General features: G+C 48.6%; 13 protein-coding genes. 5 read left to right on the forward strand and 8 right to left on the reverse strand.

Features of this window, described 5'->3' with window-relative positions:
* The first annotated feature begins 151 nt into the window (after positions 1-151).
* Positions 152-688: a hypoxanthine phosphoribosyltransferase gene (hpt, locus tag AB8846_RS11485; RefSeq protein ID WP_008501948.1), complete on the forward strand. Its 537-nt coding sequence runs from the start codon at positions 152-154 to the stop codon at positions 686-688.
* Positions 689-788: 100 nt separating this feature from the next.
* On the opposite strand, the gene can is transcribed toward hpt, so the two are convergent.
* Positions 789-1,451 carry a carbonate dehydratase gene (gene can, locus AB8846_RS11490; RefSeq protein ID WP_008501947.1) on the reverse strand — a complete coding sequence of 221 codons (663 nt, stop codon included), beginning with the start codon at positions 1,449-1,451 and terminating at the stop codon, positions 789-791.
* Between the two features lie 107 nt (positions 1,452-1,558).
* Between can and AB8846_RS11495 the strand changes: the two genes are divergently transcribed.
* From AB8846_RS11495 to AB8846_RS11510, 4 genes are all read left to right on the forward strand, one after another.
* Positions 1,559-2,485 (forward strand): ABC transporter ATP-binding protein, encoded by a 927-nt coding sequence (locus tag AB8846_RS11495; RefSeq protein ID WP_048974999.1) that lies wholly within the window; start codon positions 1,559-1,561, stop codon positions 2,483-2,485.
* A complete protein-coding gene (locus tag AB8846_RS11500) occupies positions 2,482-3,252 on the forward strand; it encodes an ABC transporter permease (RefSeq protein ID WP_023334536.1) in 771 nt (256 codons plus the stop codon). The genes AB8846_RS11495 and AB8846_RS11500 overlap by 4 nt, the downstream gene beginning before the upstream one ends.
* 104 nt (positions 3,253-3,356) lie before the next feature.
* Positions 3,357-3,797: a PTS sugar transporter subunit IIA gene (locus tag AB8846_RS11505; RefSeq protein ID WP_063143373.1), complete on the forward strand. Its 441-nt coding sequence runs from the start codon at positions 3,357-3,359 to the stop codon at positions 3,795-3,797.
* Between the two features lie 62 nt (positions 3,798-3,859).
* On the forward strand, positions 3,860-5,107 hold the full coding sequence (locus AB8846_RS11510) for a polysaccharide deacetylase family protein (RefSeq protein WP_370732738.1): 1,248 nt from the start codon (positions 3,860-3,862) through the stop codon (positions 5,105-5,107).
* A 3-nt stretch (positions 5,108-5,110) separates the two neighbouring features.
* On the opposite strand, the gene AB8846_RS11515 is transcribed toward AB8846_RS11510, so the two are convergent.
* The 7 genes from AB8846_RS11515 to AB8846_RS11545 all read right to left on the reverse strand — a co-directional run bounded on the left by AB8846_RS11515 (position 5,111) and on the right by AB8846_RS11545 (position 12,165).
* Entirely contained in the window at positions 5,111-6,190 is a 1,080-nt protein-coding gene (locus tag AB8846_RS11515; protein WP_370732739.1) for a fimbrial protein, read from the reverse strand.
* 25 nt (positions 6,191-6,215) lie between these two features.
* On the reverse strand, positions 6,216-6,821 hold the full coding sequence (locus AB8846_RS11520; RefSeq protein WP_370732740.1) for a fimbrial-like protein: 606 nt from the start codon (positions 6,819-6,821) through the stop codon (positions 6,216-6,218).
* 24 nt (positions 6,822-6,845) lie between these two features.
* Positions 6,846-7,409: a fimbrial protein gene (locus tag AB8846_RS11525; RefSeq protein WP_331413350.1), complete on the reverse strand. Its 564-nt coding sequence runs from the start codon at positions 7,407-7,409 to the stop codon at positions 6,846-6,848.
* Between the two features lie 26 nt (positions 7,410-7,435).
* Entirely contained in the window at positions 7,436-8,008 is a 573-nt protein-coding gene (locus AB8846_RS11530; RefSeq protein WP_370732741.1) for a fimbrial protein, read from the reverse strand.
* Positions 8,009-8,047: 39 nt separating this feature from the next.
* Complete coding sequence (locus tag AB8846_RS11535) at positions 8,048-10,642, reverse strand: outer membrane usher protein (RefSeq protein ID WP_370732742.1); 2,595 nt, start codon at positions 10,640-10,642, stop codon at positions 8,048-8,050.
* An 81-nt stretch (positions 10,643-10,723) separates the two neighbouring features.
* On the reverse strand, positions 10,724-11,467 hold the full coding sequence (locus AB8846_RS11540) for a fimbrial chaperone (RefSeq protein ID WP_331413345.1): 744 nt from the start codon (positions 11,465-11,467) through the stop codon (positions 10,724-10,726).
* 83 nt (positions 11,468-11,550) lie between these two features.
* Entirely contained in the window at positions 11,551-12,165 is a 615-nt protein-coding gene (locus tag AB8846_RS11545; protein WP_370732743.1) for a fimbrial protein, read from the reverse strand.
* Between the last annotated feature and the right edge of the window lie 223 nt (positions 12,166-12,388).

Raw genomic sequence — 12,388 nt, forward strand, 5'->3', positions numbered from 1 at the left:
AACAAGTGTGATCGGAATCACAATATTTGCTTTTTATAACTCATACGCCAGGCTTATCCATTTGCTGATATAATGGCTGGCTTGCGTATCGATGCCGGAAATACATTCACCTGCATTGAAAGATTTTCATTAAAATCATTTGGTTAGTAATATGAAACATACTGTTGAAGTGATGATCCCGGAAGCCGAGATCAAAGCGCGTATCGCCGAACTGGGTCGTCAAATCACCGAACATTACAAGGACAGCGGCAGCGAAATGGTGCTGGTCGGTCTGTTGCGCGGCTCTTTCATGTTCATGGCAGACCTGTGCCGTGAAGTGCATGTGCCCCATGAGGTCGATTTTATGACCGCTTCCAGCTACGGCAGCGGCATGTCCACTACCCGTGATGTGAAAATCCTGAAAGACCTGGATGAAGATATTCGTGGCAAAGATGTGTTGATCGTTGAAGACATTATTGATTCCGGCAACACGCTGTCAAAAGTGCGCGAGATCCTGAGCCTGCGTGAGCCAAAATCACTGGCGATTTGTACGCTGCTGGATAAACCTGATCGTCGTGAAGTGCAGGTGCCGGTAGAGTTCGTGGGTTTCTCGATTCCGGACGAATTCGTCGTCGGTTACGGCATTGACTACGCGCAGCGCTATCGTCATCTGCCGTATGTTGGGAAAGTGGTATTGCTGGACGAGTAGTTGCTGTTTGTTGCCCGGTGGCGCGCAGCGATCCGGGCCTACGAATGGGCACATGTAGGCCGGGTAAGGCGTAGCCGCCACCCGGCTTTTTAACGGGCACTTATTTATGATTGACGTGCTTAAGCTGAAGGTTGGCAATCCCCGAACGGTAACGCTGCTCCAGCGTTTCGCGGTTGGTGGCGGTCACTTCCAGATTGCGCAGCAGACCATCGTGAATACCGTACGCCCAGCCGTGGATAGAGACCTTCTGCCCGCGTTTCCACGCTGATTGCATGATCGTTGAGTGGCCCAGGTTATACACCTGCTCCATCACGTTGAGTTCGCAAAGGGTATCCATGCGACGCTCCTGCGGCATTTCGCCCAGCAGTGAGCTATGTTTGAACCAGATATCGCGGATGTGCAGTAGCCAGTTATCAATGAGCCCCAGCTCCGTGTTTTCAACCGCCGCCTGCACGCCGCCGCAGCCATAATGGCCGCAAATGATGATGTGCTCGACTTGCAGAACGTCCACGGCATACTGAACAACAGAAAGACAGTTGAGATCGGTGTGAATCACGAGATTGGCGACATTACGGTGAACAAACAGTTCGCCGGGTTCAAGGCCGGTCAGGCGCTCCGCCGGTACGCGGCTGTCGGAACATCCAATCCAGAGAAAGCGTGGGTTCTGAGCCTGCGCGAGTTTTCCAAAAAATCCGGGGTCTTCCTCCACCAGCATTTTTGACCATAGTGCATTATTGCTGATGAGTGTATCTATGTTGTTCATGGAGGTTAGCGACCTGTAACCGAGTTATTGCGTTGCGCTACTATAGGGTAACCCGACTTTTAATGAAACCACACGACGTGTGTAAGAACTGAAGGTAAGTTAATTTCATGGCAATTGCACTGGAGCTTGAGCAGCTTAAAAAAACCTATTCGGGTGGCGTTCAGGCGCTACGCGGAATAGATCTTAAAGTAGAGGCCGGCGATTTTTACGCGCTTCTGGGGCCGAACGGGGCGGGGAAATCGACCACCATTGGGATTATCAGCTCGCTGGTCAATAAAACGTCCGGCCGGGTGAGCGTCTTTGGGTATGACCTGCAAAAAGATGTGGTGAACGCCAAGCGCCAGCTGGGGCTGGTTCCGCAGGAGTTCAACTTCAACCCGTTCGAGACGGTGCAGCAAATTGTCGTTAACCAGGCGGGTTATTACGGCGTTGAGCGCAAAGAGGCCCTGGAGCGTAGCGAAAAATACCTCAAGCAGCTCGACCTGTGGGAAAAGCGTAACGAACGTGCGCGCATGTTGTCCGGTGGGATGAAGCGCCGCCTGATGATCGCCCGTGCGCTGATGCACGAGCCAAAGCTGCTGATCCTCGATGAACCGACAGCGGGTGTCGATATCGAACTTCGTCGTTCCATGTGGGGCTTCCTGAAAGATCTCAACGACAAAGGCACCACCATTATTCTGACCACCCACTACCTTGAAGAGGCTGAAATGCTGTGCCGCAATATCGGCATCATTCAGCACGGTGAACTGGTGGAAAACACCTCGATGAAGAATCTGCTCTCCAAGCTGAAATCAGAAACCTTCATTCTCGATCTGGCGGCGAAAAGCGCGCTGCCAAAACTTGAAGGGTACAACTACCGTCTGGTGGATACCTCGACGCTGGAAGTGGAAGTGCTGCGCGAGCAGGGGATCAACAGCGTGTTCTCGCAGCTGAGCGCGCAGGGGATTCAGGTCTTAAGTATGCGTAACAAAGCGAACCGACTGGAAGAGCTGTTTGTCTCTCTGGTACATGACAAACAAGGAGACAAGGCATGACGCATCTTTACTGGGTCGCGCTGAAAAGCATCTGGGCGAAAGAGATTAACCGCTTTATGCGGATCTGGGTGCAAACCCTGGTGCCGCCGGTGATCACCATGACGCTGTACTTCATTATTTTCGGTAACCTGATTGGTTCCCGGATTGGTGAGATGCACGGCTTTACCTATATGCAGTTTATCGTGCCGGGCCTGATTATGATGGCGGTGATCACCAACGCCTATGCCAACGTGGCGTCGTCATTCTTCAGCGCCAAGTTCCAGCGTAATATTGAAGAGCTGCTGGTGGCCCCGGTGCCGACGCACGTCATTATCGCGGGTTATGTCGGCGGCGGCGTGGCGCGCGGGCTGTGCGTGGGGATCCTGGTCACGGCGATTTCGCTGTTCTTCGTGCCGTTCCAGGTTCACTCGTGGCTGTTTGTCGCGCTGACGCTGCTCCTGACGGCGATCCTGTTCTCTCTGGCCGGTCTGCTGAACGCCGTGTTCGCCAAAACGTTTGATGACATCAGCCTGATCCCGACCTTCGTGCTGACGCCGCTGACCTATCTCGGCGGGGTGTTCTACTCCCTGACGCTGCTGCCACCGTTCTGGCAGGCGCTGTCGCACCTGAACCCGATTGTTTATATGATCAGCGGCTTCCGCTTTGGTTTCCTCGGCATCACTGACGTGCCGCTGTTTACCACGGTGGCGGTGCTGGTGGTATTCATCATCGCCTTCTACCTGCTGTGCTGGTATCTGATCCAGCGCGGACGCGGTCTGCGCAGCTAATCTTTTGCCCGGCGACATTCTGTTTGCCGGGCATTTTCTTTGACAGTTATCACCGAAAGCTAACCTTCACTCCGCTAAACTACTTGCCTGCTAAGGAGAGAGTTATGCTGGGATGGGTAATCACCTGCCACGATGAACAGGCGCAGGAAATGCTGGATAAGCTTGAAGCCAAATTTGGCCCGCTGGCGCAGTGCCGGGCGGTAAATTACTGGCGCGGGTTGAGCACCAATATGCTCAGCCGCATGATGTGTGATGCCCTGCATGAAACCGACACCGGCGATGGCGTGATTTTTTTGACCGACAAATCGGGCGCGGCGCCTTACCGTGTAGCCGCTTTGCTGAGCCATAAACATGCGTGCTGTGAAGTCATTTCGGGGATCAACTTCGCCCTGCTGGCGTTAATGTATCCACAGCGTGAATCATTAAGCAGCGCTGAGTTTCGCCATGCCATCGTGGCTCAGGGCGTGCCTGGCGTCAGCAGCTTGTGGCATCAGCAGCAAAAAAATCCTCCCTTCGTCCTGCTCCACGACCTGTATAAGAATTAAACGTTGGTATTGATGTCTCATTTGTTACAATAGCGGCAGTTTCCCGCACCGATTAAGACACCATGCTACCGCGTATTCTTTTCTTGCTATTGATGCTCATTCCCGGCGTCAGCTCAGCCAGTTTACTCAGCCAGCAAACGCTGCCAGCCCAGTATATGCAAACCACCGAAGATGCGGCGATCTGGGCGCAGGTGGGGAACGGCGTGATCAACGTGGGTAACGTGCGCGCCGGGCAGATCCTGGCCGTTGTGCCCGCGGCGGCGGACTACTACGAATTTCGCTTCGGTTTTGGCACGGGTTTTATCGATAAGGGGCATCTGGAGCCGGTTCAGGGGAAACAGCGCGTCGAGGACAGCCTCGGGGATCTCAATAAACCCCTGAGCAATCAGAACCTGATTACCTGGAAAGACACGCCGGTGTATAACGCGCCTTCCAGCGGTAGTGCACCGTTCGGCACATTAAGCGCCAATCTTCGCTATCCGATCCTGAACAAACTGAAAGACCGCCTGAATCAGACCTGGTTCCAGATCCGCATCGGCAACCGTCTGGCGTGGATCAGCAGCCTGGATGCACAGGAAGATAACGGACTTCCGATTCTGACCTACCATCATATTTTGCGTGATGAAGAGAACACCCGTTTTCGACATACGTCCACGACGACCAGCGTACGAGCGTTTAACAACCAGATGGCCTGGCTTCGCGATCAGGGCTATACCACCCTGACGATGTACCAGCTCGAAGGGTACGTGCGTAACAAAATGAACCTGCCCGCAAAAGCAGTCGTGATCACGTTTGATGATGGCCTGAAATCGGTAAGCCGCTACGCCTATCCCGTGTTGAAGGAGTATGGCTTTAACGCCACGGCGTTTATCATTTCATCGCGCATCAAGGGGCATCCGCAGAAGTGGGACCCTAAATCGCTGCAGTTTATGAGCGTGTCGGAGATTAAGGGCATACAGGATGTGTTTGATATCCAGTCCCACACGCATTTTCTGCACCGCGTGGACGGCAATAAGCACCCGATTTTACTGAGCCGCAGCTATCACGTGATCCTGTTCGATTTTGAACGCTCGCGCCGGGCGCTGGCGCAGTTCAACCCGCGCGTGCTGTATCTCTCTTATCCATTCGGCGGTTACGACAATAAAGCGATAAAGGCGGCGAACGATGCCGGTTTTCATCTGGCGGTAACGACGGTGAAAGGGAAGGTGAAGCCGGGGGATAATCCGTTCTTGCTGAAGCGCCTGTATATCTTAAGAACGGATTCGCTGGAGACGATGTCGCGGCTGATCAGTAATCAGCCGCAGGGATGAGGGTTAATCGTAAGAGAGGGTAAACACACCTGTGGCTTTAAACGAGCCCGGCTTCACTGTACTGCCATTGGCTACCAGCTGGGCAACATAATTAATTTGCTGTGAACCAGGCGTGGAGTAATCCGTTATGACATATGTTGAGCTAGGGTTATTCGGCATGAGTTGGGACGTCCCATTATACATTATTTTCACGCCAGCCCCCTCAGCTCCGGACGACAGGGTGTTCCCCAGAAGGTCATTCTTAGTTCCGGTTAATTTTGTCGTGGTGAGTTTGGTCGTAAATTTTGCTACGCTGGTGCAGTTATCCAAATTAATGGAAAAAGGAACATCCTTAACCCGATTATTCTTGATATCTGAAACATAATATTCTCCCAGGTCAACAGTGTTAGTGCCATTTGATAGTATTGCAGTGTCGCAGGTTGGAAGAACAATTGGAATCTGGAATGAATTCTCATTAACAACAAATGTCCATGGCTGGTTATTGCTATCAGTTGGATCGCCAATCGACATTTTACCCAAGGTTCCTGCTTTCGGTTTTATTACGGTTTCTTTATTCGGATTACCTATGTAACCATCATCAATAAAAATATGAACTGACGTGTTAATCCATTTCCCATCCCAGGGGTCTGAATTCTGAGACGGAGAAACGTTGACCCAACCCGTAGTATTCATTCCGAAATAGGCTCCCTTGCCGCCATCGTTTTCGTCAGTGTGGACTCTTACGGAATAATGGATTCCAGGAATATTTGTTTCAAACATAGCCTCGTGATAATGGCTTCCCACTAGCAAGCTCGGGTTTGTTTGTGACATGAGGTCATAACCATCGTTTCCTGCACCACATTTGGCCTGAATGCCAGGCGTCAGGTTAACGGTAAACAGCTCACTGATATAATTACCCGGTGGGGGAAGACGTATCGTACCACCTGAGTATTCGGAATTAATCAATGTGGTTGTGCCGCCATATCCATTATTCATTCGGCACTCACCAGCCCAGCATGTCTGGCTCATGAGTAATAATAAACTCGAAATGGCAAATGCCATTGGGAATTTAAAATTGAAGCTCTGTCTCAAAGCGTTGAACATTCTCATCCTTTTCCTGTTCTGTTTATTATTCGTAAGTGACGTCAACCCGCACTTTACTGGTGACGATACCACCAGAAACTATGCCAATATTTTGGTATCGGGCATAGAACTGATAATCCGTTAAAAATGCAGTACCTTGACCGGTCACGTCATATACGACTTTTGACGTACCGTCAATGTTTAAAACGTTAGTTTTATTTGCACTCGAAAAAACAACCACACCGACGTTTTTTGCCGCCCCGGCGGCCGTCTCGTCGCTTTTAAATACCTGGTTTTGCCCAGGCCAGAAACCAGATTGTGGAGAAAAGCTAAAATTCAGTTTTTTAGCCGTGCTGCTGCTATCTCCATAGCAATCATCGACGTGGATGCTAAAAGGTGTGCCGCCTGCTTCATCGGTAGGAGTAAAGCGGTCGCTTCCATCTGAATTATAAAACCAACTGCGCATAACGTTGGGGAGATATATTTCTCCTCCATTTTCAACGCTTAATTTACAGGTGCTATTAACAATATTGGCTGTAAGATTAACGTCGAGCCCAGAGCTTGCCTGGCTTACGCCAGGCAGGGTCATAATAGCCAGCCCCGCTAGCAACACAAGACCGGGCTGGCGTAATAAAAACGGTAATTGGCGCATGTGTATACTCTTTACTGAAGAAAATTATGGGTAAGTCACGACAAAGGTGACTGGTGCTGTCACTGCACCGGTACCTACATCGGAGATAGTTTTTCCTTTAGCAACAACGATACGAGACTTCATCGGGAATTGTCCTGCACCTGAAGTAATGGTGACTTCTTGCGCTGCTGGTGGTGTCTTACACGACATCAACACGCCACTATCTACTTCACCTGACCAGATTTCGAAGCCCGTATTCAACCCGCCGGAATATGAGTCACCATCAGCACTGTCTCCGCTACAGACTCCACCAGAACCTGGTTTTGCCTGAACGGTAGCTTTACTTACTCCTGAGCAGTTAGTGAGCTTAATAGTCAGCGGTTCAACACGGGTTTTGTTCACCAGATCGGATTTAAATGTATCGCCAAATGCCACTGTGCTGGTAGTTGTACCCGCTCCGTCTTGTGTGGTTGCCTGACAAGTGCCTGTGGTGATTTGAGTTTTGATGGTCAGTTCAGCACTCGTTACACCAGAAATGGTTGCATTTGCCATACCAGCGAATAAGGTGGCTGAAACGGACAGGGCAATAAAAGCAAAGTTAAAGTTCATGATTGTGCTCCGTTGCTCAACGCAAATTATTCATAGGTAAATTCGAAAGTTGCAACGGCCAGGAATGAACCTGCTGTAGCTTTATTAGACTGGGTTTCTCGAATTGTGGCGAGAAGAGGAACTTCTTTATTTTTAATTTCGTCCGTACTCCAGACCAGACGCTCAGCGTCGGTTGTAGAGTTTATCGTGAACCAGGTTGTAGGTGCTGATGCACGAGAGATACTTACAGCTGTAAAATCTCCTCCTCCCGATGATGCCGTAATAGAGTTAACTATGGCTGTAGGAAGATAACCTGATGGTGTACCTTTGATGGTGGTTTTAAGGGATTTCAGGCTTTCTGGACATTCAGTAATCGCAAGTTTAAAACTACCCGTTGCGGTACCTGCTTTGATGCTGTCGAGACGCACCTGGCCGTTACCATCACCAATAGTTAATGTTTGCTTAGTATCATCACCAACGGCACCAACCAGTTTCATATCACAGGTCGTTTCGCGAATATTGGCCGTGAAGTTAACGTTGAGATCGGTTGCCGCAGCAGATCCCGACATCGCTAACATTGCCAATGCGATTAATGAATAACCGCCGCGTTGTTTCTTCATATTATTTCCCATGGATATATTTCCTTGTTATCGAAACGATTACATTTGGCACAGTTGATTGTTCAGAATGGTGGTGAGGCCCGCTTTCCTGGCATTTGCTGGAATCTGATAATGCACGGTGCAAGAACTCCTGCTTTCATTTCCCCACACCACTCGAAGAGCACCTTTATCTTCTACGCCGCGTACATATGCTTGCCCAGCCTGGCCTACTGTTCCGATAGGTTCGTTTTTTTCATTCAGAACGTCTGCACCCAACGGAATAAAGCCGTTATCAGAACGCTGTAATTCCAGTACAAGTGAACGACCTTCGTCTGTTTCAAAATTCACTAATACAACTGAGCCATTGCGGGGCACCGCAACTGCGCTTGTATTTTTAATTTCGACATCCGCTTCGAGGGTACTGATATCAATTGATACCCGGTTTTCTCTGTAGGCGGACATATACGGCATAATTCCATACCCTGAGCTATTAATCCGGCTCTGACCATAACCCAGGCGAGCACCCGTCGCGCCACTCGCTTTTACCAACGCCAGTGAGTCCGTTTCGCCAATACTGCCTTGCGTAAATACAACGCCCCCAGAGTGAACAACCATCCCGCCGTTGTAACTCGCAGAATATTGCTTACTGTTGTCATCGCTAAAGGACGCGGAGACACCCAGAGGCCCGTATGGACTGTTCCAGGAACTAAAACCACTAATCTGGTTTAGATTGCCGTAGTTTCCTCCACTTGAGGAAGCACTGACGGAGTAATTCACGTCACTGTTTTTGGTGTTACCGCTCGCGGTAGAGTTGAAGCTGGTACCGCCTTTTAGATCGGAGCGCAGACTCATGTTGACGTTATTAAACCCACCAGACTGCATGCGGTCTTTATCAAAAACGCTGAACGGAATGCTGAGGTTGACGTAAACACTGTCATCCTGTTCACCCGATTCGCTATAGGTACGCTGGAGTGAAACGCTGTAGCTTCCGTAGGCAAAGCTATTGTTGTAGCCCACATTATAGTCGGAGGTTGAACTGCTATCGTTCCAGTAATCCTGCCAGGTACCGCTTATATAGAGGGAACCGTACTCGTCACCGTTTACATTCAACGGCTGACTCAGACTTACCTGTACCTGATTTTTGGTACGCTGATAGTCAGCATAAAGTTGAGCATTGCTGTCATAGGAACGATTGCCGTATTCCCGGTGATGAATACTGTCCTGCAAAGAGGCGGCATCATTCAGGCTGAGATAATCTTCTGTTGAGAATCGATAGGCTGCCACGTTCAGCGAGGTGTTGGTCGCTTCCAGCATTTTGCTAAAGGTCAGTCGATAACTCTGTCCTTTAAGCGTGTCCAGCCCCTCTATATCGGCATAAGACTGAGTCACGTCGAATGCAAACGCACCAATACGGGTGTTCATTGCCAGGCCAAGCAGGCCAGCGTAGAAATCCATATCTGTATATTGCGCGCCAACATAACTGGTAAAGGTATTATTCAGTCCATACGCATAGGTTGCGTAACCAACCTTTGGTTTGTCGTGCAGCGAATCATCGTTCAGCTCACCCAAACCCACATCCCAGCGGCTGGAGCCAGGGCGGAGCATTTGCGTTACCGAGGAGAATGGAACGGTAAACGTCCGTTTACTTCCATCAGCTTCCTCTACGGTTACAATCAAATCATTGCCATAGCCTGTTGTACTGAGGTCATTGATCTCAAAAGCACCCGGAGGAACGGTGGTTTCGTAAATCTTGTTACCACTTTGCATTACGCTAACTTTAGCATTGCTGTTTGCTACACCGCGAATCACGGGCGCATAGCCAGTAGCACCTTGCGGCAGCATGCGGTCATCGTTAAACATACGCGCACCACGCAGGCTCACCGAGTCAAAGGTGTCGCCGCGCGTGTAGGAATCACCCATGACTATCTGTGCGTTAAGCGGTGTAATGTCTCGCTGTAGGTAAATATCCTGACTTGAATAGTGTGAACCGTTGTCGCTATCCCAGTTCATGCTGCCGCGAGAACGTAAACGCCAGGCTCCCATGTTCAGGCCATAGCGCAATCCGGCATAGGCGGTATCAGAGTTTGTTCCGTTTGATTCGCTGTGCCATGTGTTGAGATCGTATGAGAGCAATCCTGCGGGAACGCCTTCATCCCATAAAGAGGGGTCGACATATCCTGCCGGAAGTTTAAGCACATAGATCTGAGGGAAGTAAAGATCCATTTCCTGCTTACTAGTATCAAAATTCGCAGAAGCACCTGGGTAATATTTCTTAATATCCACACAGGACGCTTCATCGTTCTTGATGTCATCACCTAATTTGCTGGTATCTATACCCGATTGAGACAAGATGAGTTTTGTCAGACACGCAGAAGCACGTGGCGTTTTATTATCATTAAATGTCATCTCAACCGTGGATTTTGAATTGCCATTCAAATTCACTTTTACACGGTAAGTACCTGGCAAAATTGGGTTACCGTAAGCGTAACGCTCAACGTTGATACTGCCACCATTATCGATAAGAAATTGGTCATTAAATTCAATGGCCGATTCTGATTCGGAAGCGGTGTCTACATTTTTTTTTCCATTCTCGCTGGCGTACAGAGGAAATGCTGCACAGATTGCGAGGCATAAGAGTGAACGTTGAAATAGCATGCTTCATCCAGACAAGTCGCCGTTCGAATGCTTCGCAGCATTCAAACGTTTTATATTTATAATATGGTTGCGTTTTTGTTATTAATTCACTTTGGCTTCGAAAGTATCAGAGCCACCATTGTCATTAATGGTTTCGTAAGATACAGAACCAACAACTGTGGTATTTAACCCTTTTACCTGCATGGCTTGTGTGCTAAATGGTAAAATAGATTTATGATTAACCTGATAAGTTTTATCTGCTGACTTCAACGTTACGTTCGAAATAGATACGTTATAAGGTGAGTTGTTATGAGCAACAAGGTTATAAGTATTACCTTGTTTTTGCTGCGACCACGTTACTTTAGATGCAGCATCGCCAGGAGTGCCTTTCAGACCGTCTGGACGGAAAAAGAGTTTAATACGTGTGCGAAACGCCAGTTGGAGCTGGTTTGGGCTTTCACCATCTTTTACTTTTGATTTTGGTGGGATTTCAAGCACGTTGAACCAGAATAAAGACTCGCGATCTTGTGGTAATGCTCCGCCCAAATAAGAAATACGAACAGATTGACCTTTTTGTGGATCAATTCTGGATACGGGGGGAGTAATAATAAACGGTAATTTTAATTCTTGTGGATTGGTGTCATCACGACCATCATCGAGCCATGATTGTACCAATAACGGTTTTTTACCGCGGTTATCTAAAGATACAATAACATCTTTCTGCGATTGTTGATAAACAATACGGGTGCCAGAAATAACGATATCTGCGCTTGCCTGGAATGATGCAAATACTGCAGTAGTGAGGCAAGCGACTTTTAATCCCTTATAAAATGACGTGCTGAACATTTTTCCACTTCCTGTTGGAATGATATCAATAATCCCCCGACGGATGTCAGGGGATGAATCATGCTTTTAAACTATGTTCTTAATTATTCGTAGATCATAGTGAAAGCAGCTTGCGCCTGAACAATACCAGCAGATACTGGGTTATTTGTTGCATCCCAGCTCTGGCCTTGGGTGTAAGCTACGCGGTAGTAAAGTGCGCCTGCTCCAGTCGCATCCACTGTTGCTTTCTGAGTGTTGTTAGTCTGATCGAATTTGATCTGATCGGTAGCGGAGTTGCCATCGTTTGACAGAACCAGGTTGACGTTTTTAGCAGCACCCTGGATGTTTGTTGGTGGAACCAGCAGACCGCCGGAAGTGGAAGAAGAGCCCGCCCAGGAATCGAACTGTGCAGAAGCTTTCTTAACAGTCTGAGGATCGCAGCCAGTCAGTGTCAGAGCGAATTTCTTTTCACCCAGGGTGCTGGTTGCGCCTAATGGAGAGCTGAAATCTTTTACAAATACGGTAGCCAGGTTAACGTCGAAATCATTACCATCCTGGTCGATTTTCTGATCCAGAGATACTTTACAGGTATTGTTAGAAACCATACCGTGGAAAGTAATAGTGCCCGTGTCGGAAGGAATTGGATCAGCTGCCATTGCAGAACCTGTACTCAGAACCATTGCTACTACTGTTGCCAAACCTAATTTATTAAAAGACATTTTAATATCCATATTTATGAATGCTGAAAATTGAACATTTGTAATTCTATGTTCTTTCCGAACTAATGTTTCGGGAAGGGGATTCTAAATGATGCATGAGATTTATGAAACGGCGACATCCATTAGAAATACTTAAACAATTCTTAAGAAAAGATGTTTATTATAGGTTAATGATAATGAAGGTTTTTTTTAATTTTGGTGGGGCGGAATTAACAGGGGGAGG

It is taken from the genome of Enterobacter sp. KB-221C9 (assembly GCF_041320715.1).
Lineage (GTDB): Bacteria > Pseudomonadota > Gammaproteobacteria > Enterobacterales > Enterobacteriaceae > Enterobacter > Enterobacter asburiae_D.